Raw genomic sequence first — 25,501 nt, 5'->3', positions numbered from 1 at the left:
GCTTCCGGCTTCCGGCTTCCGGCTTCCGGCTTCCGGCTTCCGGCTTCCGGCTTCCAGTACGGTCGCACGGCCGCGCGCGCCTCGGCGCTGCCGGCCCGCACGGGTCCCAGGTGTCCGCCGTCTGCCGGAGGGTTCCCATGCTGCAAGCCGTCGATCTGCGGGCCGTCGAGAACCTCGTCGCCCGGTACGCGGAGCTGGTCGGCGACGGGGACTTCGCAGCAGTCGGCGACCTCTTCTCCGATGGTGTGTTCCTCGGCAGCGGGGCGCCTTCCGCGGCCACGACGCCGTGGAGGGAATGCTCAGGGGCCGCACGATCGTGTTACGGCGACGGGACCCCGCGCACCCACCACGCGACGGCCAACAGCGTGATCGAGCAGGGCGAGGGGCCCGACGAGGCCACGGCACGCTCGTATGTGACGGCCTGCCAGGCGCTGCCCGAGCTGCCGCCGCAGCCCGTGGCCGCGGGGCGCTACCGGGACCGCTTCGCCCGCACCGGCGGGGTCTGGCGCTTCGCGGAGCGCCGGGTCGACACCCGCCTCCTGGGCGACACGAGCCGCCATCTGCGCCCCTGAAGGACGCGGAGGGGCCCGGCCTGCCGGGACGGCTGCCGCACCGGTCGGCGCGGCACCCCTCGGTCCGCGCGCCGACGCGAGCCCACCCGCTCCGCCGGTCCCCGCGTGCCGGTGTCGGAGACCTCTTCACCGTGGGAGGATGTCTGCGAAACTTTCTGACGGGTTTCGCAGGCGCGGAGACGGGATCGAGGCAATGCAGCAGACGGCGTCACTCGCGGCGGTGGCCGCCGAGGCCGGTGTCTCCGTCGCCACGGCGTCGAAAGCACTCAACGACCGCCCCCGGGTGGGCGCCGGGACCCGGGCCCGCGTCGTCGCCGCGGCGGAGCGCCTCGGATACGTCCCGCGGCACGGCGCGAGCCGGTTCAGGCTGCGGGGCACGGTCGGCATCATCGCGAGCGACCTTTCCGGGCGCTTCGCGCTGCCGATCATGATGGGTGCCGAGGACGCCTTCGGGCTCGGCTCCATCTCCCTGCTCATGTGCGACGCGCGCGGTGACGCCATCCGGGAGCGCCATCACCTGCGTGCGCTCGTCGAGCGGAACGTCGACGGGATCATCGTGCTCGGCAGCCTCTCGTCCCCGCGCCCGAGCCTGAGCGGCATGTTCGAGGTGCCACTCGTGTACGCCTACGCCCCCTCGGACTTGGCCGACGACACGTCGGTCGACGCGAGCCACGAGCACGCCGGGGCGATGGCCGCCGACCACCTGGTGCAGTCGGGGGCGACGAAGGTCGCCGTCGTCGCGGGCGATCCACACGTCCGCGCCACGGCGGAACGGTCGAGAGCCGCCCGCCGGCGGCTGGCCGAGGCCGGGGTGGAGATCGCCGGCGGGGCGGTGTACGCGGGCGAGTACTCGGAGCCGTGGGGGCGAGCCGCGGCGCGGGCGGTGACGGAGCGGGACCCGGACGTCGACGGCTTCCTCTGCGGCAACGACCAGATCGCCCGCGGCGTCCTCGACGCGCTCAAGGAACTCGGCCGCGACGTACCGGGACGAGCGCGGGTGATCGGCCATGACAACTGGGCGGCGATGGTCGAACCGGCACGGCCGGCGCTGACGTCGGTCGACATGAACCTGGAGGAGATCGGGCGGGTCTCCGCCGACCTGCTCCTCCGAGCGATCGACGGGCGCCCGGAACCCGGGGTGCACCACGTCGAACCCCGGCTGGTGGTGCGGGGCTCGACCATGCGGACCGGCTGAACAACGCCGGGCGAGGCGCGCGCACGGGCACCGACGGCGCCGTCGGCGTGCCGGACCCCGCGAGGCGGGCCGTGGGCGGGCAGCCGCGAAACATGTGCGAAACCTTTCCAGGGGTTTGAACCGGCCCGTCCCGCGTTCCTACGCTCCCCGTGAGCCCCCCGCACCGGGGCCATCCAGAACCACGGCGACCGGGCACACACAGCCGTCGTCCCCCGACCCCGCGTCGGCTCCGGCCTTCCACAGTCGCGCTCGCGGCCGGGCCGACACGTGGGCGATCGCCGTACTGCCCGCAGCTCAGCGCTGCCGACGAGAGGAAGACGCTCAGTGCGCCAGAACCCCCTGCGCGAACGGTTCGCCGACGGCCGGCCGACCATCGCCACACGTGTCATGCTGCCGGACCCCGCGATCACGGAGGCGGTGGGCCAGACGGGTGTGTTCGACTATGTGGAGTTCCTGGCCGAATACAACGCCTTCACGCTCCACGACCTCGACAACATCGGCCGCGCAGCGGAGCTGTACGGGCTCGGCACGATGGTCAAGCTCGACTACGAGCACAGCCGTTACCTGGCTCAGCGCGCTGTCGGGTCGGGCTTCGGCGGTGTCCTTTTCGCGGACATGCGCACGCGCGAGGACGTGGTGCGCGCCGTCGCGTCGGTCCGCCCCGACACCCCTGGGCACGGGGGCGCCTACGGCGCGGCCGCCCGGCGGAACGCGCGGCCGGACTACGGCGGTGGGGCCGCCTACATCACGAGTGTCGCGGAAACCGTCGTCGGTGTCATGGTCGAGAAGCGGGAGAGCTTCGACGACCTCGACGCGCTCCTGTCCGTCCCCGGCATCGACTTCGTGCAGTGGGGTCCCACCGATTTCCGGATGAGTTCGGGCAGGACCACCACGGAGATCGACGCGGTGCGCTCCGAGCTGTTCGACGCGTGCGCCAGGAACGGCGTGCCGGCCCGCATCGAGCTCGCGGACCTCGACGAGTTCAGCGACCTGTGCGCGCGGGGCTTCCGCCACTTCTCGCTGGGCATCGACATCGAACTGCTCTTCCACTCCTGGAAGCGGCTCGGCACCGAGGCCCGCGCGCTTCTGCGCACGCCGAAGGAGGTCACGCCGTGAGCTTCCGCGTCGCCTCCACGGTCGCGCTCCCCTCTCGGTCCGCAACCACGCTCACGGACCTGGGGATCGACCTGGTACCCGCCCGCGGCGTGACAGAGCTCCGCACGCTGGGGGAGCTCGGCGCGGTGATCACCACCATCACCGACCCCGTCGACGAAGCCGCCGTCGCCGAGCTGCACGCCCAGGGTGTCCGGCTCGTCGCGAACGTCGGCGTCGGACACAACAACATCGACATCGCGGCCGCGAGCCGCGTGGGCCTGAGCGTGACCAACACCCCGGATGTCCTCACCGATGCCACGGCCGACCTCGCCATGGCCCTCCTCCTCGACGTGACACGGCGGGTCTGTGAGGGCGACCGGCTCGTGCGCGGAGGCCGACCGTGGTCGTGGGCGTTCGACTTCATGTGGGGCAGCTCACTCGCGGGCAAGCGGCTCGGCATCGTGGGATACGGGCGCATCGGTGAAGCGGTCGCCCGTCGGGCTCGCGCCTTCGGCATGACGATCGCGTCGTCGTCACGCAGGCCGCGCTCCGAGCCGGACGTCGAGTGGATGCCCCTCGACCGGCTGTTCGCCGAGTCCGACGTGGTCTCGCTGCACTGTCCGCTCACCGCCGGCACGCGGCACCTCGTCGACGCCGACCGGCTGCGCTCGATGAAACGTACCGCCGTGCTCGTCAACACCGCGCGCGGCGCGGTCGTCGACGAGGCTGCGCTCGTCGCGGCCCTGGGCGACGGCACCATCGCGGCGGCCGGCCTCGATGTCTACGAAGACGAACCGCGGCTCGCCCCGGGACTGGCCGACCTCGACAACGTGGTCCTCGCCCCCCATCTCGGGTCGGCCACCCGGGAGACCCGGGAGGCCATGGCCGACGTGGCCGTGCAGAACGTGGCCGCGTTCCACCGCGGCGGCGCGCTGCTCACGCCCGTCACGGGCTGACCACACCGCACCGTCGCGGACCCGATGGATTCACACAACGAAGTGCGAGATCACACCATGGCCAACTCCCCTGCCTCCATCGTCCCCTGGTACCGGGAGGTGAGCCGTCAGCAGTGGAAGATGTTCGTGGCGTCGTGGTTCGGCTACCTGCTCGACGGCTTCGACTTCGTCCTCATCTCGCTGGTGCTCACCGACATCACGAAGGACTTCGGTCTCTCGGGCGTCCAGGCCGCGAGCCTCGTCTCCGCCGCGTTCATCAGCCGCTGGTTCGGCGGGCTCGCGATCGGCGCGACAGGCGACCGGTTCGGCCGGCGCCCCGCGATGATCGTCAGCATCCTGCTGTTCTCGCTCGGCTCGTTCGCCTGCGCGGTCGCTCCCTCGTATGCTGTGCTGTTCGCCTCCCGGATCGTCATCGGCCTCGGCATGGCCGGGGAGTACGGGGCGAGCTCCACCTATGTGATCGAAGCCTGGCCGAAGCGCCTGAAGAACAAGGCCAGCGGTTTCCTCATCTCCGGGTCCGCCGTCGGAACCATCCTGGCGGGCCAGGTCTTCCGGTTCGTCGTGCCCGAGTACGGCTGGCGGGCGCTGTTCGCCGTCGGCCTCGTCCCGATCGCGATCACCCTCTGGCTCCGCCGCAGCCTGGCGGAGCCGGAGGACTGGAAGCAGGCCCGCCACCGTGGCGAGGCGTCGGACGGCGCCACCGCGCCGAATGTCTTCGCCGTGCTCTTCACCGCACGGTTCCGCGTCCTCAACACGGTGTCGGCCTGCGTCGCGATGGGCCTTCTCCTGCTCATTTTCACAGGTCAGCTGCGGGGTCTCGCGGTCGCAGGGGCGAGCGTACTGATCGGCGCCGTGTTCGTGTCGTTCATGGTGCAGTTCGGTGGACGGCGGTGGCCGCTCATCGTCACCGTGACGGTCACCGTCCTGGCCGCTTTCCTCTACTCGTGGCCGATGCAGGCGCTTCTGCCCACCTACGCCGCGACCGAACTGCACTACAACGCGGCGCAGATCGCCGACGTCGTGTTCTTCGCCGGTTTCGGCAACGCGATCGGCTGCTGCGTCGCAGGCTTCAGCGGTGACAGGTTCGGGACGCGGTGGGCGTATGTCGGCAGCCTCCTGCTGTCGCAGATCCTCATCTTCCCGGTGTTCGCGATCGGCGGCACCCAGCTCTTCGTGCTCGGGGCGCTCCTCCTTCTCCAGCAGTTGTTCGGGCAGGGCATCTCCGGCCTCCACCCGAAGTGGATCAGCGGGTTCTTCCCGACCGAACAACGGGCGGCCGGCCTGGGGTTCACGTACAACGTCGGAGCCCTGGGCGGCGCGATCGCCCCGGTTCTCGGTGCGTCGATCGCGAGCCGCCTCTCGCTCGGTACGGCCCTGCCGGTGCTGTCGTTCTCCCTGACGTTCGTCGTCATCCTGCTCATCGGATGCAACATCCCCGCGCTCGTGCAGCGCCGGATCCACCCGGACGCCTCGCTCCCGACGGACTTCGGACGCGACGGCCTCCTCGGTGAGGACGACACCGTGCCGGCATCGGCCCGTGCCGCCACGTGATCGCTCGCCGGGCTCGGCCGCATCGACGTATTGGTCGCCAACGCCGGAGTCGGCACCTCGGCACCGCTCGGCGAGGCGACGGAGGAGATGATCGACTCCGTCTTCGACACCAACGTCAAGGGGACGATCTTCACCTTCCAGCAGGCGTTGCCGCTGCTCAGCGCCAACGCCTCGGTGGTCCTCACGGGTTCGACCGCCACGACACGGCCCGGCCAGGGACTGGAGATCTACGCGGCGTCGAAGGCCGCGGTCCGCAGTCTCGCCCGCGGCTGGGCCCTCAGCTCGCGCGCGCACGGCTTCCGGGGCAACGTCGTGTCCCCGGGCGGCACCCGCACCCCGGGTCTGCTCAAGCTGGTCACGGCGGAGAGGCTCAAGCAGGCCGAGGACGCCGTTCCCCTCGGCCTGCTCGCCGAACCCGAGGAGATCGCGGCCGTGACGACGTTCCTCGCCTCGGACGCGTCGAGTTACCTCAACGGTGCCGAGCTCTTCGCCGACGGTGGCTACGCACAGGTGTGAGTGCTCCCGTGCACAGGCCCGCTCCGGCCCCGCCGCCCGACGGCGGGGCCGGACCCCGCGGACGGCGGGGCCCGCGGGCGCGTGTGCGGCACCGACCCGCTGCCCGCGCTGCTCATGCTCGCGGCCGTGCCCGCCGGGCGGGCCGGTACCCTCGGCTGGGGGACACGGACCCTGGAGGTGCTGGTGGGGCTGCGGGAACGGATCGCGGCAGAGCTCACGGCGGCGACGCACGGCGGGGATCTCCAGCTGGAGCGGTACGCGGGGCCGCCCGGTGACCCGGGTCTCTTCGGGATCGTGCCCGGGGACCCGGTGTGGCGCGTGCACGGCCAGGCCACCGGGATGCTCGCCGGCGGCTTCGCCGCTCTCATGCTCCAGTCGCTGCACCCGCTCGCCATGGCGGGGGTCGACCAGCACTCCGGCTTCCGTGCCGACCCGGTCGGGCGGCTGCGCGGCACGGTGCGGTTCGTCACCGCGACCACCTTCGGCTCCTCGGCCGCCGCCCGCGAGGTGATCGACCTCGTCCTGCGGATCCACACCCGGGTGCACGGCATCGCCCCGGACGGCCGGCCGTACCGCGCGGACGACCCCGGCCTGCTCACCTGGGTGCACACCGCCGAGGTCCGCAGCTTCCTCGCCGGCCACCAGGCCTACGCGCCCCGGCGGCTCCGGCTGAACCCCGCGGAGTGTGACGCCTACTACCGCCAGGTCGCCCCCGTGGCCGAGGCGTTGGGCGCGCGGGGCGTGCCGCGCACGTCCCGCGAGGCCGAGCGCTATCTGGCCCGGCTGCGCCCCGAGCTCCACGCGACCCCCGCCGCGCTGGACTCGGTGCTGTTCCTCCGCGGGTTCGGCCGCACGCGGCGGGAGCGGCTGGTCGTCGGCCGGCTCATGAACGCCTCGGTCGGGCTGCTCCCGGGCTGGGCACGCGCCGAGCTCGGCATCCGCCGTCCGGCCCCCGTCCGCGCCGGCTGGGACCGGCCGCTTGCGACGGCCGTGGGACGCGTCCTCCAGTGGGGCCTCGGCCCCTCCCGGATCCAGGCGGCCGCACGGGGGCGGCTCGCCGGTGCGCGGCAGGAATGACGCCGGACCTGTGAGGCGTCCCTGCCGGGGGGCGCCCCCGGCAGGGGAGGAAGCGGGCGCCGGTGCCGTCCTCCCCAGGCCCCGGTCCTGACCGCCCCGGTGCCCTCTAGCGGTTCCTGCGCAGGCTCCGCCACACCGCCTTGGCCGCGTTGTGGCCGCTCATGCCGTGCACGCCGGGGCCCGGCGGGGTGGCGGACGAGCAGAGGAAGACCGCGGGGCGCGGGGTGGAGTACGGGGAGAGCGACAGCTTGGGCCGCAGCAGCAGTTGGAGGCCCTGCGCGGCGCCGCACGCGATGTCGCCGCCCACGTAGTTGGCGTTGCGCTCGGCGAGCTGCGGGGGGCCTGCCGTGGCCCGCGCGAGCACCAGGTCGCGGAAGCCGGGGGCGAAGCGGTCGAGTTGGCGCTCGACCGCGTCCGTCAGGTCGCCCGTCCAGCCGTGCGGGACATGGCCGTACGCCCAGAAGACGTGCTTGCCCTCGGGGGCGCGCGACGGGTCGGCCAGGGTCGGCTGCGCGGTGATCAGGAAGGGGGTGTCGGGGGCCGTGCCGCCGTACGCCTGCTTCAGGGCACGGCCGATCTCGCCGCTGGTGGGGCCGATCTGGACGGTTCCCGCGCGGCGCGGTGCCTCGGCCGTCCACGGCACGGGTCCTTCCAGCGCGTAGTCGATCTTGAAGACGCTGGGTCCGTACCGGTAGGCGTCGTAGTGGTGGCCGAGGCCCGCGATACGGGCGAGCGCGGTGGGCGAGGTGTCGAAGACGTAGGCGCGCGCGGGCGGCAGGTCGTCGAGGCGCTTGACCTCGAAGTCGGTGTGGATCGCGCCGCCGCACGCGCGCAGGCAGCCCGCGAGCGCGTCGGAGATCGCCTGCGAGCCGCCGCGCGCGACGGGCCAGCCGCCCGCGTGCGCGGCGAGCGCGAACATCAGCCCTACGCCGCCCGTCGCGAGGCCGTTGAGCGGGGAGATCACATGCGCGACGAGCCCCGCGAACAGTGCCTTCGCCCGCTCGTCGGAGAAGCGCCGTACCAGCCAGCCGTACGGGGGCAGTCCGGCGAGGGCGAAGCGCGCGAGGGTGGTGGTGTCCCGGGGCAGCCCGCGCGGCGGCAGGGTGAGGAAGTCGGCGGCGAGCGCGTCCCACCGGCCGAGGAACGGCGCCACGAGCCGCCGGTAGGCGCCCGCGTCGCGCGGCCCGAACGATGCGGCCGTCTCGGCCACCGACCTGGCGAGCACGGCCGCGGTGCCGTCGTCGAAGGGGTGGGCCATGGGCAGTTCGGGGTGCAGCCAGGTCAGTCCGTACCGTTCGAGCGGCAGGGCGTTGAAGGCGGGCGACCCGGCGCCGAGCGGGTGCACGGCGGAGCACGGGTCGTGCCGGAAGCCCGGCAGGGTCAGCTCCTCGGTGCGGGCTCCCCCGCCGACCGTGCCCGCCGCCTCGAACACCGCGACGGACATCCCGCGCCTGGCGAGCTCGACTGCGGCGGTCAGCCCGTTGGGGCCCGCGCCCACGACGACGGCATCGAGCATCGACGGCACCTTCGGACTCCTTCGTCGGCCGGCGGTTCTGGCCCTCAGGATATTCCGGCGGCCGGGCGGCGGCGGCAGCGGTACGGCCCGGCGCACCGGCGCCCCCGCGGCACCCGGGCGCCGCCACCCGCGCGCGGTCAGCCGCCCAGCAGGATCCGCCGCACGTGCCGGGCCGTCGCCTCGGTGCGGGCCGCGGTGAACGGCAGGGCGTTGCCGCCGGTGATGCGGTACGGCTCGCCGCTGAGCGTGAGGTGGGCGCCGCCCGCCTCGGTGACCAGCAGCAGCCCGGCCGCGTGGTCCCACGCGTACTCCCAGCTGTACGCGACGGCGTCGAGGGCGCCGGTGGCGACGGCGAGGTAGTCGAGGCCCGCGGAGCCGCTGCCGCGGGTCACGGCGCCTGAGCCTTCCAGGCCGAGCAGGGCGCGCTTCTGCTCGGCCGAGGTGTAGTCGGGGTGCGACATGGAGACCCGCAGCTGCCGTCCCGGCTCGGGCGGTCCCGGCCGCAGCGGGGCGCCGTCGAGGGTGGCGCCCCGGCCGCGCACCGCGACGGCCATCCGGTCGGTGGCGGGGGCGTACGTCCAGGACGCGAGCACTTCGCCGTAGCGGGCGAGCGAGACGAGCGTGCAGAAGTCCGGCCGTCCGGAGACGAACACCCGTGTCCCGTCGACGGGGTCGACGATCCACACGGGCGCGTCCTCTTCGAGCGCCCCGTACGCGGCGGGGTCGGCGTGCACGGTCTCCTCGCCGACCACGGCCGAGCCGGGCAGCAGCGCGGTCAGCTCACGCGTCAGATAGGCCTCTGCCCCCCGGTCGGCGACGGTGACCAGGTCGTGCGGGCCGTTCTTCTCGGTGATGTCGTCGGCGGAGAGCTGCCGGTAGCGCGGCATGATCTCGGCGGCAGCCGCCGCCCTGACCACCGCCTCGACTGCGCCGCTCGCGGGGACGCGGAAGCCCGGCACGTCAGCGGCCCACCGCGTAGCCCTGCATGCCGCGCGGGTTCGCGGCGGCGGACAGCACCCCGGTCTCCGGGTCGCGGGCGACGGCGCACAGCCTGCCCTCGGACCAGTCGTCGCCGACTGTCACCTCGTGTCCCCTGCGCCGCAGTTCCGCGACGACCTCCGGGTCGGTGCGGCCCTCGACGGTGAGCGACCCCGGGACCATCCCGCGCGGGTAGAAGGAGCCGGGGAAGGCGTCGGTGTGCCAGTTGGGCGCGTCGATGGCGCCCTGGAGGTCGTATCCGCCGCGCACCCGGCCGCGCAGGGCGAGCGCGAGGAAGAAGTGCAGCTGCCACTGGTCCTGCTGGTCGCCGCCGGGGGTGCCGAAGGCGAGGGCGGGCACGCCGTCGCGCAGGGCGAGCGAGGGGCTGAGGGTGGTGCGCGGACGGCGTCCCGGCGTCAGGGAGTTGGGCAGCCCCTCGTCGAGCCAGGCCATCTGGAGTCGGGTGCCGAGCGGGAAGCCGAGCTCGGGCACGACCGGGTTGGACTGGAGCCAGCCGCCGCTCGGCGTGGCGGAGACCATGTTGCCCCAGCGGTCCACGATGTCGATGTGGCAGGTGTCGCCGCGGGTGGTGCCGTCCTTGGCGACGGTGGGCTCGCCGACGCCTGCCCGGGGCGGCGGCAGGTGCCCGGTCCTGCCCGCTGCGACGGCGGCGGCGTGCAGGCTGATCCCGGGGGTGCGGCCGTCCGGGCTGCCGGGCCGCAGCTCCCGGGAGGCCGAGTCACCGACGAGGGCGCGGCGGCCGGCGTTGTACTCCTCGGAGAGCAGCGCGTCGAGCGGGACGCCGGCCGCGTCGCCGTACCAGGCCTCGCGGTCGGCCATGGCGAGCTTGGTGCCCTCGACGAGGCGGTGCACGTAGTCGGCCGAGCCGTACGCGGGCAGGTCGGCGGCGCGGGGCGGCAGCAGCGCGAGTTGCTGGAGCAGTGCCGGGCCCTGGCTCCAGGGGCCGGCCTTGCAGAGGGTCCAGCCGTCCCAGTCGTAGGTGGCGGGCTCCTCGTAGGAGGCGGACCAGCCCGCGAGGTCGGCGGCGGTGAGGGTGGAGGTGTGGCGCTCGCCGGTGGTGTCCATGGTGGGGCGGGCGGCCTGGGCGAGGATCGCCTCGGCGACGAAGCCCTCGCGCCAGATCCGGCGGGCGGCGTCGATCTGCGCCGCGCGGTCGGCGCCGCCCTCGGTCTCGGCCTCTGCGGTCAGCCGCCGCCAGGTGGCGGCGAGCGCGGGGTTGCGCCACAGCTCGCCGGGGCGTGGCGGGCGGCCGCCGGGCAGGTAGAGGTCGGCCGAGGCGGTCCACTCCCTCTCGAACAGCTCGCGCACGGTCTCGACGGTGGCGCCCACCCGCTCGACCGGGGCATGGCCCTCCTCGGCGTATCCGATCGCGAAGCGGAGGACCTCGGCGAGGCTCAGGGTGCCGTAGTCGCGCAGCAGCGTCATCCAGGCGTCGAAGGCACCGGGTACGGCGGCGGCGAGCGGCCCCGTGCCGGGCACCAGGTCGAGGCCGAGGGAGCGGTAGTGCGCCACGGTGGCGCCCGCCGGGGCGACCCCCTGGCCGCACAGCACGCGCACGGGCCCCTCCGCGGGGGCGAGGATGATGGGCGCCTCTCCGCCGGGGCCGTTGAGGTGCGGCTCGACCACGTGCAGCACGAAGGCGCCCGCGACGGCGGCGTCATAGGCGTTGCCGCCCGCCTCCAGGACCGCCATCGCGCTCTGGGAGGCGAGCCAGTGGGTGGACGCCGCCATGCCGAAGGTCCCCTGCAGGGTCGGCCTGGTCGTGAACATACGCTGTGCACCTCGCCTCTCGTCGTACGGGCCGCGGGGCGGCCCCGGAGGCCGTGGCCGTGGCCGCGCCCCGGCCTTCCCACCCCTCGACGGGACCGGAACGGGCCGGTCGGCAGCCTATCCACCCGCAGCGCGCGCCCGCTCGCGCATCCGCACTGCGGGCGGAAACGGAACTGCGCGCCGGGCACGGCCGGGACCGGCGGGCCGGGGCCTGCAGGGAAGCGGGCCGGGGCCTGCAGGGAAGGGCGGGACCTGGCGGCCCGGGGCGGAAGGCAAAGACTTTTCCTCCGCGTGGCGCGACCGTGTCCCGATCGAAAGATTGTGCGCTTCGGCCCGGGGAAGAAGCTCCCGGATCATACGCGGACCCATGGGCGAAAAGGCGCAACCGACCATGAAACCCGCCACGCCGTCCCGAGCCGTCCCATCTGGGAAATCGCAGGTCAGAGACTTGCTCCTGACTCGGAGGAGTGTGTAGGGATGAGAGCCGCAAGCAGGCCAGTCAGGCACAGGGAAAAGAGAAGAACGCATGACCACGATTGACAAACCGCCGGAGGGGAGCGCGGAACAGCCGCGGCTGCGCCGGGACATGGGCCGGGTCAGCCTGCTGTTCGCCGGCGTGGGATCCATCATCGGATCCGGCTGGCTTTTCGGTGCCCTGAACGCGGCCAAGCTCGCGGGGCCCTCGTCCATATTCTCGTGGGCGATAGCCGCGGTGATGATCGTCCTGATCGGCCTCTGCTTCGCCGAACTCGGCACGATGTTCCCCCTGTCGGGCGGAGTGGTGCGCTTCCCACACCTCTCGTTCGGCTCCTTCGCGAGTTACACGATGGGCTGGATCACCTGGATCGCGGCCGCCACGGTGGCGCCGATCGAGGTGGAGGGCGCGCTCCAGTACGCCACGAAGTGGGCGCACTTCACCGACTACCATCCGGCGAACGGCGCCTACACGCTCACGGGCCTCGGCTATGTGATCGCCGTCCTCGCCATGGCGTTCTTCGTCGCGCTGAACTACTACGGCATCCGGTGGTTCGCGCGGGTGAACAACGTCCTGGTGTGGTGGAAGCTCGTGGTGATCCTCGTGGTGATCGTGGCGTTCCTGGTGACCGCGTTCCACGGGCACAACTTCAGCGCCAAGGAGTACGGCGGCTTCGCGCCGGGCGGCGCCAAGGGCATCTTCACCGCGATCTCCACGGCCGGCATCACCTTCTCGTTCCTCGGCTTCCGGCAGGGCGTCGAGCTGGCGGGCGAGACGGACAACCCGAAGCGCAACGTGCCCTTCGCGGTGATCGGTTCCGTGCTGCTGACCGGCGTCATCTACGTACTGCTCGAAGTCGCCTTCATCGGCGCCGTACCGGGGCACGACCTGGCGTCCTCGCACGGCTGGCTCAACCTGGCCTTCGCCAACGACTTCGGTCCGCTCGCGGCCATCTCCAGCGCGATCGGCCTCGGCTGGCTCGCGTACGTGCTGTACGTGGACGCGGTCATCTCCCCCGCGGACACGGGCCTGATCTACACGACGGTGACCGCCCGCATCTCGTACGCGATGGCCCGCAACAAGAACGCGCCCGAGGGGCTGGCGAAGGCGACCAGGCGCGGGGCGCCGCTGGTCAGCCTGATCGTCACGTTCATCGTCGGCCTGATCGTGTTCCTGCCCTTCCCGAGCTGGCAGGAGCTGGTCGGGTTCATCACCTCGGCGACGGTGCTCTCCTTCGGCTCAGGCCCCGTCGTACTGGCCGCGATGCGGCGCCAGATACCCGAGCACCAGCGGCCGTTCAAGGTGCCCGGCGGGGACGTCATCCCCTTCCTCGCGCTGTACTCGGCGAACCTGATCGTGTACTGGGCCGGCTGGAACACCAACTGGAAGCTGTTCGCCACGATCGGCATCGGCTTCGTCTTCCTCGCCGCGTTCGAGATCCTCGACAAGGGCCGCGCCCCCAGGATGGACTGGAAGGCCGGCGCGTCCTGGGTCATGCCGTGGCTGGTGGGACTCGTGATCATCAGCTGGATCGGCGACTACGACGGCGGCCTCGGCTGGATCGGGCTCGGCTGGGGCTTCGTGGTCAACCTCGTGCTCGCCGCGATCGTCTACCTGATCGCCCTGCGGGTGAAGCTGCCGCAGCCCCGCGTCCTCGAACACATCGAGGAGGCCCGCGAGGAGAGCCGCATCGAGGACGAGGAGCTGGGCGCGGCCCACTGACCTCCCCCTCCGTACCACCCCGCCGACCGAACTGTGCGCGGCACCCCCACGGGTCGCCGCGCACAGCCGCGCGGGGCCGCGCCGCGCGGGGCCGGACCGGGTGCGCCGGTGCGCACGGCCCCGCACCGGCGCACCCGGAGTTCCCGCCAGACGATTCATAGTTTTGTGAATTCAGCCGTTCGTGTACCGTCGTGGGCATGCTGACGCTCGCTCCCGAGGTCGAGGTGCTCGCGCGCTTCGGCCGGGCACTCGCCGACCCGATCCGCTGCCAGCTGCTGCTCGCCCTGCGCGAGACGCCCCGGCACCCGTCCGAACTCGCCGAGGCGATCGGCGTCTCGCGCTCCCGGCTCTCGAACCACCTGGCCTGCCTGCGCGACTGCGGCCTCGTGGTGGCCGTGCCCGACGGGCGCCGCACGCGCTACGAGCTCGCCGACGCGCGCCTGGGGCAGGCGCTCGACGCGCTGCGCACCGCCGTCGTCGCGGTCGAGTCGGACCGCACCTGCGCGGCCGCGGAGACGGAGGGCTGCTGCTGATGGCCGCGCCCGCCTCCCCCGCCGCCGTGCCCGCCGCCCGCCGCGAGGCCCTGACCCGGCGGGTGCGGCTCCTCGTCGCGGCGACGATCGCGTACAACGTCGCCGAGGCGGCCGTCGCGCTCGCGGCAGGCGCCGCCGCCTCGTCCGCCGCCCTCGTCGGCTTCGGCCTCGACTCGGTGGTCGAGGTCTCCTCGGCCGCCGCGGTGGCCTGGCAGTTCTCCGCTTCCGACCACGCCGTGCGCGAGGCGCGGGAACGCACCGCGCTGCGCGTGACTGCGTGGTCGTTCTTCGCGCTCGCCGCCTATGTCGCCTTCGACTCCGTGCGCGCGCTCGCCGGCGCGGACACGGCGGGGCACTCCCTGACGGGGACGGTGCTCGCGGCCGTGTCCCTCGCCGTCATGCCGCTGCTCTCCACGGCGCAGCGCAGGGCCGGGCGTGAGCTGGGCTCCGCGTCCGCGGTGGCCGACTCACGGCAGACCCTGCTGTGCACCTGCCTGTCGGCCGTGCTGCTGGTGGGGCTGCTCGCGCACAGCCTTCTCGGCTGGTGGTGGGCCGATCCGTCCGCCGCGCTCGTGATCGCCGCCGTCGCCGTCAAGGAGGGCCGCGACGCCTGGCGCGGCGACGCCTGCTGCCCGCCGCTCGGGGCGGCCTCCGCCCCCGCGGCCGACTGCGGGCCCGGCTGCGCCTGCTGCTGACCCGCCGGGCACGGCGCACCGCCGGGAGACTGACCCGCCGGCCGCGGCACGCCGCCGCGAGAGACGCCAACTCGCCCGCGGGTGCGGGAGGCTGCTCCCGTGCCTCGCGGGGATCGGTGCGCACGCCGCCAACTCGCCTGCGGGTGCGGGAGGCTGGGGTCATGACGCGCAGCGATCCGGTCCACGACCCCTACGCCGACCACGCCTCCGCGCACGCCGGCGGCCCCGTGCGGCGGGTGCCGCAGGGCGCGGGCGGCAGGTGCTCCTACCTCGTCACCGGCTACGCCGCGGCGCGGGCCGCGCTCGCGGACGCGCGGCTCTCGAAGGACACCGCCGCCTTCTTCGCCGCCCACCCGAGCGGCCGCGACCTGCACCCGGCGCTGTCGAGGACGATGCTCGCCACCGACCCGCCGGGCCACACCCGGCTGCGCGCCCTGGTCGCCAAGGCGTTCACCACGGCCGCCGCGACCCGGCTGCGGCCCCGCGTGCAGGAGATCACGGACGAGCTGCTCGACCGCCTGCCGGGCGGCGGGCGGGCCGATCTGGTGGCCGGTCTCGCGGAGCCGCTGCCCGTCGCGGTGATCTGCGAACTCCTCGGCGTTCCGCCGGCGGACCGCGTGCGGGTGCGGCACTGGTCGGCCGAGCTGTTCGCGGCAGGGCGGCCCGCCGCCGTCGACGCGGCGTCGCACGCCGTCGCGTCCTACATGGCGGAGCTGATCGCCGCGCGGCGCGCCGGCCCCGGCGACCGCCTGCTGGACGGGCTGATCGCGGCAAGGGACGGCGACGACCGACTCAGCGAGGACGAACTCGTCTCGCTCGCCTGCCTGTTGCTGGTCGCCGGGCATGAGACCACCACCAACTTCATCGGCAACGCGCTCCTCGCGCTCCTGCTGCACCCGGCGGCCGGGGAGCGCCTGCTCGCCGAGCCCGACGCCGTGCCCGGCGCCCTGGACGAACTGCTGCGGTTCGACCCGCCCGTCGCCACCGCCACGTTCCGCCACTCCACCGGGCCGCTGACGCTCGCGGGCGCGGAGATCCCCGCGGGGGTGCCCGTCCTGGTGGCGCTCGGCGCGGCCAACCGGGACCCGGAGCGCTTCGCCGCGCCGCACGCGTTGGACCTCGACCGGCAGGACGCCTCGGCCCATCTCGCGTTCGGGCACGGCATCCACCGCTGCGTGGGCGCGCAACTGGCGCGCACCGAGGCCGGTATCGCCCTCCGCTCGATCCTCGCCCGCTTCCCCGGCATCCGGCTCGCCGTGCCGCCGCAGGAGCTGCGCAGGCGCCCGACCCGTCTCGTACGCGGACTCGTCGCGCTGCCCGTCCAGCTGTGATCGAAGGTCCGTGCCAGGGCCCAGACGGTCGGGCCCGCGCCAGGGCCGGACGGTCGGGGCCCGCGCCAGGGCCGGACGGTCGGGGGAGGCCAGAGCGCCGGACGCTCTTGTCCTGTCCCTGTCGCCCGGACTAGGGTTGCCGCCCTCGCGCCGCGTCCGGCGGCCCCTCCGCCCCGCCGAGGAGTGCACGTGTCCGCTGCCCGCACCGCCCGCCGCCCGCGCGGCGGCCCTCCGCGGGCGGGCCGCGCCGCCGCGGCCGCGCTCGGGCTCGCCGCGCTCGTCCTGTCGTCGGGCCCTGCCCACGCGGCGGCCCCCGGCGGGCCGGCCGGGGCGCCAGGACAGGGCGACCCGTACTTCCCGCTGTCGGGCAACGGCGGCTACCGCGTCGGCCACTACGCCCTCGACCTCGGCTACGACCCCGCGACGCGGCACCTCACCGGCGACGCCGTGATCACCGCACGCGCCACGCAGGGCCTCGGCAGGTTCGACCTGGACCTGTCGGGCCTCACCGTCAGCCGCGTACGGGTGGACGGGCGGGTCGCGCACTGGTCGCGCCACGGCCAGGAGCTCGTCGTCACGCCGGCCCGCCGGCTGCGCGCTGGCGCCGCGTTCCGCGTCGAGGTCGCGTACGGCGGCGTGCCGCGGTACGTGACCGACCCGGACGGCTCGGCGGACGGCTGGATCGCGACGGACGACGGCGCGTTCGTCGCCGGGGAGCCGCAGGGCGCCATGTCGTGGTTCCCGTCCGACAACAACCCGAGGGACAAGGCCTCGTACGCGTTCCGTGTCACCGTGCCCGCCGGGTACACCGCGGTGTGCAACGGGGTGCTGCTCGGACAGCGCACCGCGGGCGGCAGCACGACGTTCCGCTGGCGTCAGGACCAGCCGATGGCGAGCTATCTCGCGACCGCCACCGTGGGGAAGTTCGATGTCACGCGCTCCACCACGCGCGCGGGCGTCCCGGTGTACAACGCGGTCGACCCGCGCGAGGCCGCGGCGGCGGCGCCCGCGCTCGCGCGGATCCCGGACGTACTGGAGTGGGAGAGCGGGCTGTTCGGCCCGTACCCGTTCTCCGCGGCCGGGGCGATCGTGGACGACGCGCACGACGTCGGCTACGCGCTGGAGACTCAGTCCCGGCCCCTGTACGACCGGGCGCCCGACATCGGCACGGTCGTCCACGAGACGGCACACCAGTGGTTCGGCGACTCCGTGAGCCTCACCAGCTGGCAGGACATCTGGCTCAACGAGGGGTTCGCGACCTACGCCGAGTGGCTCTGGCAGGAGCAGCACGGCGGCCCCACCGCGCAGGCGGCGTTCGACCGCTTCTACGCGCAGCCCGCGACGAGCGGCCTGTGGGCGTTCCCCACCGCCGACCCGGGCGACGGCGCGCACATCTTCGCCTCCCCCGTGTACACCCGCGGCGCGATGGCGCTCCAGGAGCTGCGCACGGCCGTGGGCGACCGCGACTTCTTCACCATCCTCAAGTCCTGGGCGCGCGAGCACCGTTACGGCCACGGCACGACGGCCCAGTTCGTCGCGCTGAGCGAGCGGGTCTCGGGCAGGCGCCTCGGGCCGCTGTTCCGCACCTGGCTCGACACGGCGGGCAAGCCCGCGGCGCCGTAAGCGGGGTCACGGCAGCAGCGGGAGCCGTTTGACCAGTCTGTCGACGCGGTTGCGCGGGCCGACGACGCTCACCGCGCAGTAGTCGAGCGTGCCGCCCGCGGCGGCGCCGACCGCTTGGAGGTACTCGGCGTAGACCCGGGTGTGCTGGGCGGCAGCGGGCATGTCGGCGACGTATGTGCCAGGGGACGCGACCGCCTTGTCGCGCACCGCGCGCAGGGTCGCCGCGTCGGCGGCCAGGACGGTGCAGCCGGCCCAGGGCAGCCCGGGGTGCGCGCTGCCGTCTGCGTCGACGGCGGCCGCGCCGAGGAGGCCGCCGACCGCGTCCGAGGTGGCGGCCGCCACGCAGACCGCCGCGTTGACCGCGCGGCCGCCAGGAAGGCTCTCGTCGACCACGACGACCCACTTGAGGCGGGCGGCGCGGGTCGGTGCGTTCTGGTCGATCTCGTCCGGGGCGAAGCCGACGGCTTCCGCCTCCGTGGTGTCAGCGGGCACTGGGGCGACTCCTGCTCGGATGTACGGCGTTTTCCGGGGTGAGCTTACTGATCGATTCCACCTGTGGGGCTGATGCCGTACGTCGTTCGGTCCGGTCCCGCCTGGTGGGCGCGGGTCCGTGGTTCGTACGGCGATCGGCCGCCCCGGCCGGCACATCTGCGGCCGGACGCCGGCCGGGCCGGGCGGCCTGCGGGGCCGGGCGGCCTGCGGGGCCGGTCAGGCGGTGACCCGGCCGACGAAGGCCATGAGGTTGTGCCGGATACGGGCGATCTTGGCGTCGAGGGACAGGGTCTCGTCGAGGCCGCGCCCCGCCGCGGTGCGCTTCTTGCCGCGGACGTAGAGCGAGCAGGCCAGGTCGGTGCAGAGGTACTGGCCGACCGTGTTGTTCTGCCGTCCCGCCTCGCCGGTCCTGCGCGCCGTCATCAGCGCGACACCACCTCCGGTGTGGGTCGTCACGCACAGCGAGCACATACTGCGCGCGGTGAAGCCGCGCGCAGCCCCGGAGGACGAGCGCAGCGCGAGGCCGAGCAGGTGGCCGTCCGACTCGGCTACCAGATAAGCGCGTTCGGGTGCTCCGGGGTCGCGCCAGCCCAGGAAGTCGAGATCCTCCCACGGGCGCTCCGCGAGGTCCAGCGGCATGTCCATGCGCTTCACCTCGCCCTTGGAGCAGTTGACGAACGACGCGCGGATCTCGGTTTCTGTCAGGGATCGCATGAGGAGCGAGGCTAACTCGCCTAATATGTCTAGGCAAAATATTTAATTGATTAGGAAGCGGGACGGGAGAGTACATGGCACGCGCGGGCATCACCCCCGAGCGCCTGACCCGGGCGGCGGCGGAGCTGGCGGACGAGGAGGGCTTCGACAACCTGACGGTCTCGGCGGTCGCGCGGCGGCTCGGCGTACGGGACCCGAGCCTGTACGCGCACATCCGCAACGCCCGGGAGCTGAAGGAGCGGGTGGCGCTGCTCGCCCTCGAGGAGCTGGCGGACGCGGCCGCCGCCGCGGTGGCCGGGCGGGCGGGCAGGGACGCGCTGGTGGCGTTCGCCGACGCCTACCGCGGCTATGCGCTCGGCCACCCGGGCAGGTACGCGGCGGCCCGCTTCGAATTGGACATCCGCACGGTCGCGGGCAGCGCGGCGCCCCGCCACTCCGAGCTGACCCGCGCCGTCCTGCGCGGCTACGGACTGCCGGAACCCGACCAGACCGACGCGGTCCGCTTCCTGCACGGGACCTTCCACGGCTATGTGACGCTGGAGGCGGCGGGCGGCTTCCGGCACACTCCGCGCTCGGCCGACGACTCCTGGGCCTGGCTGCTCGACACCCTGGACTTCGCCCTCAGGAACCGGCCGAGGCCCTGAGGAGACCGCGTGCGAGCGGCTGCCGCGGGGCGGTACAGGACGCAAGGCGGCGTGCGGAATGATGTGGACGGGCGCCGGGTTGGATTCCCCTGGAACGTGGAGGAATGGCCATGCATGGTGAGTACAAGGTGCCCGGCGGGAAGCTCGTCGTCGTGGACCTCGACAGCGTCGGCGGGACACTGCGCGGGGTGCGGGTGGCGGGTGACTTCTTCCTCGAACCCGACGAGGCGCTCGACGCCATCGACGCGGCTCTCGAAGGCGCGCCCGCCGACACCGACGCGGCGGGCCTCGCCGCCAGGATCGACGCCGCGCTCCCGGCCGGTACCCGCATGCTGGGCCTCACCACCGAGGGCGTCGCGGTCGCGGTACGCCGTGCGCTCGCCCAGGCCACCGAGTGGCGGGACTACGACTGGCAGCTCGTCCACGAGCCGCCGCAGCCGCCCGCCCTGCACATGGCGCTCGACGAGGTCCTCACCGCGGAGGTCGCGGCAGGGCGGCGCCCGCCGACGCTGCGGGTGTGGGAGTGGGCCGCCCCCGCCGTCGTCATCGGCAGCTTCCAGTCGCTGCGCAACGAGGTCGACTCCGGGGCCGCACGCCGCCACGGGATCGCCGTGGTGCGGCGGGTCTCGGGCGGCGGGGCCATGTTCGTGGAGCCGGGCAACACCGTCACGTACTCGCTCTCGGTGCCCGAGTCGCTGGTCAAGGGGCTGACGTTCGCGGACAGTTACCGCTACCTCGACGACTGGGTGCTCGGCGCGCTCGGCGACATGGGCGTGGCCGCGTGGTATCAGCCGCTCAACGACATCGCCACCGAGGTGGGGAAGGTCGCGGGGGCCGCGCAGAAGCGGATCGTGGACGGGCAGGGCGCCGTACTGCACCACGTGACCATGGCGTACGACATCGACGCGGACAAGATGACCGAGGTGCTGCGCATCGGCGGCGAGAAGCTCTCGGACAAGGGCACCCGCAGCGCGAAGAAGCGGGTGGACCCGCTGCGCCGGCAGACCGGGCTGCCGCGCGAGGAGGTCATCGACCGCATGATCGCCTCCTTCCGCGACCGGTACGGGCTGACCGCGAGCGGGGTCACCGACGGGGAGCTGGCGCGCGCCGAGGAACTCGTCCGCACGAAGTTCGCCACCCCGGAGTGGACCGCCCGCGTGCCGTGAGAGCATGTCCCCCGGCCCGTGGGGCGGCGGGGGTCAGACGGTGAGGACGAGCTTGCCCTTGAGGTGGCCCGCGTCGAGCAGCCGGTGCGCGTCCGCGACCCGCTCGAACGGGAACGCCTCCTGCACGTGGACCCTCAGCCTGCCCTCCTCGACGAGTGCGACGAGGCCGCGCAGGGCGACCGGATCGGGGTCGACCGCGATGCCGCTGAAGCGCATGCCGGCCGCCTCGTACGCGGCGGCGAGCTCCGCGTCCTCCTCGGCGACCGCCGTCACCAGGTGGCCGCCGGGGCGGAGTACGCCGAGCGACCGCTCGGCGGTGTCGCCGCCGAGCGTGTCGAGCACGAGGTCCATCCCGCGTGCCGCCTCGGTGAAGTCGACGGCCGTGTAGTCGATCACCTCGTCGGCGCCGAGCCCTTCGACGAACGTCCGCTTGCTCCCCGAGGCGGTCGCGGTCACATGGGCGCCGAGCGCCTTCGCGATCTGGACCGCGACATGGCCGACTCCGCCGCCACCGCCGTGGATCAGCACGCGGTCGCCCCCGGTGACGCCGCCGAGGTCGACGAGGCCCTGCCATGCCGTCAGCCCGACCACCGGCAGCGCCGACGCCTCGACGTGCGAGAGCGACGCAGGCTTGCGTACCAGGTGCAGCGCGGGCGCCGACACGGCCTCGGCGTACGCGCCCGCCGCACGCGGGAACAGCGGCATCCCGAACACCTCGTCACCCGGCCTGAACCGCCAGGTCCCCGGCGCCTGGCCGACCACGCCGCTGATGTCCCACCCGAGGACGAACGGCGGCCGTCCGAGCAGCGGGAACTCGCCGGCGCGCAGCCGCGCCTCCAGCGGGTTGAGGCCGATCGCCCTGACGTGGACGAGCACCTCGGTCGGGAGGGGCCGGGGCTCGGGCGCCTCCACGACGGTGAGCACCTCGGGACCGCCGAGCGTGTGCTGGGTGATGACTCGCATGACTCTCCTGACGGTGGGACGGGAACGGGAACGGGGACGGGGACGGGAACGGGAACGGGAACGGGGACGGGGACGGGAACGGGAACGGGAACGGGGACGGAACCCACGCTAGGCAGCCGAAAGGAACCGCCGGGTACCGTGGGCACATGAGCGGTTCAGGTCCTGGCGGACCCTTTCTCGCCGACTGTCCTGGGCGTCTGACGGTCGAGTTGATCGCCGACAAGTGGACGGCGGTCGTGCTCTCCGGCCTCAGTGAGGGCCCGGTGCGCCACGGCGAGCTGGTCGGCCTGATCGGCGGCATCTCCCGCAAGGTGCTCACCCAGACGCTCCGCAGGCTCGAAGCGCACGGACTCGTCCGCCGCCACGCCTACGCGGAGGCGCCGCCCCGCGTCGAGTACGAGCTCACCCCGCTCGGCGCGACGCTGATCGACCCGATCCACATGCTCACCGAGTGGGCGAGGGAGAACGGCGAAGCGGTGCTCGACGCCCTCGACGCCGCCCAGGACCCGGCGCCCCGCGGCGGCTGAGGCCCTGCCGGGGCATCGCCCGCCCGGCCGCCGCACGGACCGCCGGTGCCCCGGCCCGTGGCGGGCCGGGGCACCGGTTCACGCCCTGTGGGCCGCGCTGCGGGCCGCGGCCTGCACCTCCGCGCCCATACCGCCCCCACCGGGCCGACGGGGGCTCAGGCCCCGGCCGTCACGCCGTTCACACGCGGATCGTCGGGTGGTGGGCGGCGAACCACGCGCCGAGGTCGAGCGTGCGCTCCAGGACCGTGCGCTGCCGCTGGGTGATCTCCTCGGGCGCCGCGGTGGTGGCGCCGCGCAGGACCTCGCGGTCCAGCAGCCCGACGGCCGGGTGGCCGTCGGCGAGGAGTTCGGCGGCCTGGTCCTGGACGGCCGTCACATAGGCCGGGTCGAAGGTGCCGGGGTAGCCGCTCTTCTTGCGGTCCGCCACGACCTGCGGCAGCAGCTCGCGGGTCGCCGCGCGCGGCAGGCTCTTCTCCCGGCCGTCGAACGTCTTGATCGACCAGGGGGCGTTGAAGACGTCCTGCACGGGGCGGTGGTCGCAGAACGGGACGCGGACCTCCAGGCCCACGGGCATGCTCATCCGGTCCTTGCGGTCCAGCAGCTGCTGGACCATGCGGGTGAGGGTGAGGTGGAGGTGGAGGTGGCTGACGACGCGCATGCGGGCGTCGAGCCCGGTGTCGCCGGGGAGCGTGGGGGTCTCCGCGACGGCCGCGTGGTAGGCGTCGGCGACGTACCGGTCGGGTTCGGGCGTCTGCGCCAGTTCGCGGTCGGCCGGGCGCGCGTCCCCCATCAGCGAGGGTCGCCCGCCGTCCAGGGGAAGGTGTCGGCCTCGCGGCGCTCGTCGTGGAACCACGGGTAGCCGCCGAAGACCTCGTCCGCGGACTCCCCGGACAGGGCGACGGTCGAGTGCCTGCGTACGGCGGAGAACAGCAGGTAGAGCGAGTTGTCCCGGTCGCCGATGCCGACGGGAGGTCCCGGGCGCCGGCTGCGGCCCGCCGCACGGCGGGCGCAAAGAGCGCGGCGCCGTCCAGGACGGTGTCCTGGTGCGCGTTGCCCAGGTGCTCCGCGACGGCGTGCGCATAAGGGGTGTCCTGGGTCGGCGAGACGTCCATCGCCTGGAAGTGCTTCTCCTGGTCGGAGAAGTCCACGGCGAAGCTGCGGACCTTCTCCCCCGGCCGGCGCCAGGTGGAGCGCCGCGAGCGCGGTCAGCGCAGACGAGTCGGGACCGCCGGAGAGCAGGGTGCAGCGCGGCACGTCCGCGACGAGCTGCCGCTTGACGATGTCGTCGAGCAGCTCCCGCACCTGGGCGACGGTCTGCTCGGTCCTGTCGGTGTGGGGTTCCGGCCTGAGCCGCCAGTACGTGCGGCGGTGCAGCCCCTTGCGGTCGAGCGTGATGATCTCGCCGGGCCTGGCCTCGGCCATGCCCTCCCAGACGGCGACGCCGGGGGACTTGAGGAACGAGAACAGCTCGCGCAGCCCGTAGGCGCCGACGACCGGCGGCACCAGCGGGTTGGCGAGTATCGCCTTGGGCTCGGAGCCGAAGACGACGCCGTCGTCCGTCGGGTGGTAGTAGGACGGCTCGACGCCCATCCGGTCGCGGATCATCACCAGCCGCTCGGTACGCGCGTCCCAGATCGCGGACGCATACATTCCGTTGAGCCGGTCGACCAGGGCGTCGCCCCGTTCGAGGTAGCCGTGGAGCACGACCTCCGTGTCCGAGTCGGTGTCGAACCGGTGGCCCGCCGCGCGGAGTTCCTCGCGGAGGTCGGTGAAGTCGTACGCCTCGCCCGAGTAGACCATCGTCACGTCGCCGTCGGGCGTCGGACCCGTCATGGGCTGGGCGCCACCGGGCAGATCGATGACCGCGAGCCGCCGGTGGCCGAGCGCCGCGCGGTGGTCGAGCCAGGTCCCCGACGCGTCCGGGCCCCGGCAGGACATGGTCTGTGTCATCGCGTCGACGCCGGCGCGGTGGAGAGTCAGGTCACGCTGGTACGCGACCCGTCCCGTGATGCCACACAGGGTGCACCTCGCTTCCGCCGCAAAGGTTGCCCGAGGGAGCCACTTCCCCCGACAAGGGGGTATCCGCACTCTTCGCGAGCAGTCGGTCACGTGGCGTCCCTCACGGCAGAGTTCTGGTCAGCCGATGGCGACCCGGGCCCCGGCGGCTGCAAGTCGACAGCGCTGGGCGGCCCTCACGAGGCTTGCGGGCAAGGCCAGTTGGGGAACAGGCCGCTCAGGCAAGGCCGGGGATGACCCGGTCACCGTACGCGTCGACGGTCGCCTCCTTGGCGTCGTGCATCGCGTAGAGCGCGAACTGGTCGACGCCGAGGTCCGCGAGGGCGCGCAGCTTCGCGCGGTGCGCCGCCGCGTCGCCCAGCAGGCAGAAGCGGTCCACGACGGCGTCGGGCACGAAGTCGGCCGAGGGGTTGCCCGCCCTGCCGTGGTGCGCGTAGTCGTAGCTCTGCCGCTGCTCGATGTAGTCGGTCAGCTCGGCGGGGACGGCGTCGGAGCGGGCGCCGTAGCGGGCGACCAGGTCGGCGACGTGGTTGCCGACCATGCCGCCGAACCAGCGGCACTGCTCGCGCGCGTGCGCCAGGTCGTCGCCGACGTACGCGGGGGCCGCGACACACACGGTGAGAGCGGCCGGGTCGCGGCCCGCCTCCGCGGCAGCCGCCCTGGCCGCCCGGATCATCCACTCCGCCAGGTAGGGGTCGGCGAGCTGGAGGATCAGCCCGTCGGCGACGCGCCCCGCCAGCGCCAGCGCCCGCGGCCCGTACGCGGCCATCCACACCGGCAGGCGGCCGTCGCGCACCCAGGGCAGCCGCAGCGCGCGCCCGTCCACCCGGGCCTCCCGGCCCTCCGCGAGGTCGCGGATGACGCCGATCGCCTCGCCGAGCCTGGCCAGGGTCTCGGGGGCGCGGCCCGCGACGCGCACCGCGGAGTCGCCGCGGCCGATGCCGCAGACCGTGCGGTTGCCGTACATGTCGTTGAGCGTCGCGAAGGTGGAGGCCGTCACCTCCCAGGCCCTGGTCGCGGGGTTGGTCACCATCGGGCCCACCACCAGGTGCTCGGTCTCCGCGAGCACGCGGCTGTGGATGACGAACGGCTCCTGCCACAGCACCGCCGAGTCGAAGGTCCAGCCGTACCGGAAGCCGGCCGACTCGGCACGGCGCATCAGGTCGACGACCGCGCGGGCCGGCGGGTCCGTCTGAAGGACGAGTCCGAAGTCCATCGGGAGGCCTCCTGGGTCCGGCAGCGGTGATGCTGCTGGCCGGGCGCCGGGCGGCGGGCCCCGGCCTGCGGAGAGCCTGCCACACGGGACGGCGGGCAACCGTCCGGTTTCCGCCGTTTGCCGCCGTTCGGGGCACG

At 73.8% G+C, this 25,501-nt stretch carries 21 protein-coding genes and 2 pseudogenes; 15 read left to right on the top strand and 8 right to left on the bottom strand.

The window, feature by feature from the left end:
- Nucleotides 1–137: 137 nt before the first annotated feature.
- The 7 genes and pseudogenes from ABEA77_RS12105 (at nucleotide 138) to ABEA77_RS12075 (ending at nucleotide 6,962) form a co-directional block, all read left to right on the top strand.
- Nucleotides 138–572: a nuclear transport factor 2 family protein gene (locus tag ABEA77_RS12105; RefSeq protein ID WP_345645212.1), complete on the top strand. Its 435-nt coding sequence runs from the start codon at nucleotides 138–140 to the stop codon at nucleotides 570–572.
- 193 nt (nucleotides 573–765) lie between these two features.
- Nucleotides 766–1,767, top strand: a complete 1,002-nt coding sequence (locus ABEA77_RS12100; protein WP_345645209.1) for a LacI family DNA-binding transcriptional regulator — start codon at nucleotides 766–768, stop codon at nucleotides 1,765–1,767.
- Nucleotides 1,768–2,091: 324 nt separating this feature from the next.
- Entirely contained in the window at nucleotides 2,092–2,883 is a 792-nt protein-coding gene (locus ABEA77_RS12095; protein ID WP_345645206.1) for an aldolase/citrate lyase family protein, read from the top strand.
- Entirely contained in the window at nucleotides 2,880–3,818 is a 939-nt protein-coding gene (locus ABEA77_RS12090) for a 2-hydroxyacid dehydrogenase (RefSeq protein WP_345645203.1), read from the top strand. Before ABEA77_RS12095 ends, ABEA77_RS12090 begins: the two co-directional genes overlap by 4 nt.
- Nucleotides 3,819–3,875: 57 nt before the next feature.
- The gene (locus ABEA77_RS12085; protein ID WP_345645200.1) at nucleotides 3,876–5,369 is read left to right on the top strand and encodes a sialate:H+ symport family MFS transporter; all 1,494 of its coding nucleotides are present in this window, start codon (nucleotides 3,876–3,878) and stop codon (nucleotides 5,367–5,369) included.
- 15 nt (nucleotides 5,370–5,384) lie between these two features.
- A pseudogene (locus ABEA77_RS12080) lies at nucleotides 5,385–5,885 on the top strand (SDR family NAD(P)-dependent oxidoreductase); the annotation flags it as partial.
- An 81-nt stretch (nucleotides 5,886–5,966) separates the two neighbouring features.
- The gene (locus ABEA77_RS12075; protein WP_345645197.1) at nucleotides 5,967–6,962 is read left to right on the top strand and encodes an oxygenase MpaB family protein; all 996 of its coding nucleotides are present in this window, start codon (nucleotides 5,967–5,969) and stop codon (nucleotides 6,960–6,962) included.
- Nucleotides 6,963–7,068: 106 nt separating this feature from the next.
- On the opposite strand, the gene ABEA77_RS12070 is transcribed toward ABEA77_RS12075, so the two are convergent.
- The 3 genes from ABEA77_RS12070 to ABEA77_RS12060 form a co-directional block, all read right to left on the bottom strand.
- Nucleotides 7,069–8,487, bottom strand: a complete 1,419-nt coding sequence (locus ABEA77_RS12070; RefSeq protein WP_345645194.1) for a phytoene desaturase family protein — start codon at nucleotides 8,485–8,487, stop codon at nucleotides 7,069–7,071.
- Nucleotides 8,488–8,615: 128 nt separating this feature from the next.
- Nucleotides 8,616–9,437, bottom strand: coding sequence for an inositol monophosphatase family protein (locus ABEA77_RS12065; RefSeq protein ID WP_345645191.1), 822 nt, complete (start codon nucleotides 9,435–9,437; stop codon nucleotides 8,616–8,618).
- A gap of 1 nt (nucleotide 9,438) precedes the next feature.
- Nucleotides 9,439–11,247: a gamma-glutamyltransferase family protein gene (locus ABEA77_RS12060; protein WP_345645188.1), complete on the bottom strand. Its 1,809-nt coding sequence runs from the start codon at nucleotides 11,245–11,247 to the stop codon at nucleotides 9,439–9,441.
- A 526-nt stretch (nucleotides 11,248–11,773) separates the two neighbouring features.
- On the opposite strand from ABEA77_RS12060, the gene ABEA77_RS12055 reads away from it, so the two are divergent.
- From ABEA77_RS12055 to ABEA77_RS12035, 5 genes are all read left to right on the top strand, one after another.
- Nucleotides 11,774–13,444, top strand: a complete 1,671-nt coding sequence (locus tag ABEA77_RS12055; RefSeq protein ID WP_345645185.1) for an APC family permease — start codon at nucleotides 11,774–11,776, stop codon at nucleotides 13,442–13,444.
- 197 nt (nucleotides 13,445–13,641) lie between these two features.
- The gene (locus ABEA77_RS12050; RefSeq protein ID WP_345645182.1) at nucleotides 13,642–13,977 is read left to right on the top strand and encodes an ArsR/SmtB family transcription factor; all 336 of its coding nucleotides are present in this window, start codon (nucleotides 13,642–13,644) and stop codon (nucleotides 13,975–13,977) included.
- Entirely contained in the window at nucleotides 13,977–14,672 is a 696-nt protein-coding gene (locus ABEA77_RS12045; protein WP_345645180.1) for a cation efflux transmembrane domain-containing protein, read from the top strand. Before ABEA77_RS12050 ends, ABEA77_RS12045 begins: the two co-directional genes overlap by 1 nt.
- 161 nt (nucleotides 14,673–14,833) lie before the next feature.
- A complete protein-coding gene (locus ABEA77_RS12040) occupies nucleotides 14,834–16,003 on the top strand; it encodes a cytochrome P450 family protein (protein ID WP_345645177.1) in 1,170 nt (389 codons plus the stop codon).
- Nucleotides 16,004–16,285: 282 nt separating this feature from the next.
- Entirely contained in the window at nucleotides 16,286–17,626 is a 1,341-nt protein-coding gene (locus ABEA77_RS12035) for a M1 family metallopeptidase (protein ID WP_345645247.1), read from the top strand.
- Nucleotides 17,627–17,632: 6 nt separating this feature from the next.
- On the opposite strand, the gene ABEA77_RS12030 is transcribed toward ABEA77_RS12035, so the two are convergent.
- Nucleotides 17,633–18,118 (bottom strand): DUF2000 domain-containing protein, encoded by a 486-nt coding sequence (locus tag ABEA77_RS12030; RefSeq protein WP_345645174.1) that lies wholly within the window; start codon nucleotides 18,116–18,118, stop codon nucleotides 17,633–17,635.
- Between the two features lie 216 nt (nucleotides 18,119–18,334).
- Complete coding sequence (locus ABEA77_RS12025; protein ID WP_345645171.1) at nucleotides 18,335–18,832, bottom strand: FBP domain-containing protein; 498 nt, start codon at nucleotides 18,830–18,832, stop codon at nucleotides 18,335–18,337.
- A 74-nt stretch (nucleotides 18,833–18,906) separates the two neighbouring features.
- On the opposite strand from ABEA77_RS12025, the gene ABEA77_RS12020 reads away from it, so the two are divergent.
- Both ABEA77_RS12020 and lplAB read left to right on the top strand, forming a co-directional pair.
- The gene (locus ABEA77_RS12020; protein WP_345645168.1) at nucleotides 18,907–19,476 is read left to right on the top strand and encodes a TetR/AcrR family transcriptional regulator; all 570 of its coding nucleotides are present in this window, start codon (nucleotides 18,907–18,909) and stop codon (nucleotides 19,474–19,476) included.
- 110 nt (nucleotides 19,477–19,586) lie between these two features.
- Nucleotides 19,587–20,642 carry a lipoate-protein ligase LplAB gene (lplAB, locus tag ABEA77_RS12015; protein ID WP_345645244.1) on the top strand — a complete coding sequence of 352 codons (1,056 nt, stop codon included), beginning with the start codon at nucleotides 19,587–19,589 and terminating at the stop codon, nucleotides 20,640–20,642.
- A 33-nt stretch (nucleotides 20,643–20,675) separates the two neighbouring features.
- Here lplAB and ABEA77_RS12010 read toward each other — a convergent pair whose 3' ends face one another.
- Nucleotides 20,676–21,605, bottom strand: coding sequence for an NADP-dependent oxidoreductase (locus tag ABEA77_RS12010; protein ID WP_345645165.1), 930 nt, complete (start codon nucleotides 21,603–21,605; stop codon nucleotides 20,676–20,678).
- 146 nt (nucleotides 21,606–21,751) lie between these two features.
- Between ABEA77_RS12010 and ABEA77_RS12005 the strand changes: the two genes are divergently transcribed.
- Nucleotides 21,752–22,132, top strand: a complete 381-nt coding sequence (locus ABEA77_RS12005) for a winged helix-turn-helix transcriptional regulator (RefSeq protein WP_345645162.1) — start codon at nucleotides 21,752–21,754, stop codon at nucleotides 22,130–22,132.
- A 178-nt stretch (nucleotides 22,133–22,310) separates the two neighbouring features.
- Here ABEA77_RS12005 and asnB read toward each other — a convergent pair.
- Both asnB and ABEA77_RS11995 read right to left on the bottom strand, forming a co-directional pair.
- Nucleotides 22,311–24,151, bottom strand: a pseudogene (asnB, locus tag ABEA77_RS12000) (asparagine synthase (glutamine-hydrolyzing)).
- Nucleotides 24,152–24,365: 214 nt separating this feature from the next.
- The gene (locus ABEA77_RS11995) at nucleotides 24,366–25,364 is read right to left on the bottom strand and encodes a TIGR03842 family LLM class F420-dependent oxidoreductase (RefSeq protein ID WP_345645159.1); all 999 of its coding nucleotides are present in this window, start codon (nucleotides 25,362–25,364) and stop codon (nucleotides 24,366–24,368) included.
- Between the last annotated feature and the right edge of the window lie 137 nt (nucleotides 25,365–25,501).

This window comes from Streptomyces tremellae (genome assembly GCF_039540215.1).
GTDB lineage: Bacteria > Actinomycetota > Actinomycetes > Streptomycetales > Streptomycetaceae > Streptomyces > Streptomyces tremellae.
Note: the sequence above shows the minus strand (reverse complement) of the source record. Positions and strands in the feature narration are given on the sequence as shown.

Excerpts from the sequence above, each read along its gene's own strand:
- ABEA77_RS12105 (WP_345645212.1), top strand. The coding sequence starts at position 138 with ATGCTGCAAGCCGTCGATCTGCGGGCCGTCGAGAACCTCGTCGCCCGG.
- ABEA77_RS12100 (WP_345645209.1), top strand. The coding sequence starts at position 766 with ATGCAGCAGACGGCGTCACTCGCGGCGGTGGCCGCCGAGGCCGGTGTC.
- ABEA77_RS12085 (WP_345645200.1), top strand. The coding sequence starts at position 3,876 with ATGGCCAACTCCCCTGCCTCCATCGTCCCCTGGTACCGGGAGGTGAGC.
- ABEA77_RS12060 (WP_345645188.1), bottom strand. The coding sequence starts at position 11,247 with ATGTTCACGACCAGGCCGACCCTGCAGGGGACCTTCGGCATGGCGGCG.
- ABEA77_RS12055 (WP_345645185.1), top strand. The coding sequence starts at position 11,774 with ATGACCACGATTGACAAACCGCCGGAGGGGAGCGCGGAACAGCCGCGG.
- ABEA77_RS12050 (WP_345645182.1), top strand. The coding sequence starts at position 13,642 with ATGCTGACGCTCGCTCCCGAGGTCGAGGTGCTCGCGCGCTTCGGCCGG.
- ABEA77_RS12045 (WP_345645180.1), top strand. The coding sequence starts at position 13,977 with ATGGCCGCGCCCGCCTCCCCCGCCGCCGTGCCCGCCGCCCGCCGCGAG.
- ABEA77_RS12040 (WP_345645177.1), top strand. The coding sequence starts at position 14,834 with ATGACGCGCAGCGATCCGGTCCACGACCCCTACGCCGACCACGCCTCC.
- ABEA77_RS12025 (WP_345645171.1), bottom strand. The coding sequence starts at position 18,832 with ATGCGATCCCTGACAGAAACCGAGATCCGCGCGTCGTTCGTCAACTGC.
- ABEA77_RS12020 (WP_345645168.1), top strand. The coding sequence starts at position 18,907 with ATGGCACGCGCGGGCATCACCCCCGAGCGCCTGACCCGGGCGGCGGCG.
- lplAB (WP_345645244.1), top strand. The coding sequence starts at position 19,587 with ATGCATGGTGAGTACAAGGTGCCCGGCGGGAAGCTCGTCGTCGTGGAC.
- ABEA77_RS12010 (WP_345645165.1), bottom strand. The coding sequence starts at position 21,605 with ATGCGAGTCATCACCCAGCACACGCTCGGCGGTCCCGAGGTGCTCACC.
- ABEA77_RS12005 (WP_345645162.1), top strand. The coding sequence starts at position 21,752 with ATGAGCGGTTCAGGTCCTGGCGGACCCTTTCTCGCCGACTGTCCTGGG.
- ABEA77_RS11995 (WP_345645159.1), bottom strand. The coding sequence starts at position 25,364 with ATGGACTTCGGACTCGTCCTTCAGACGGACCCGCCGGCCCGCGCGGTC.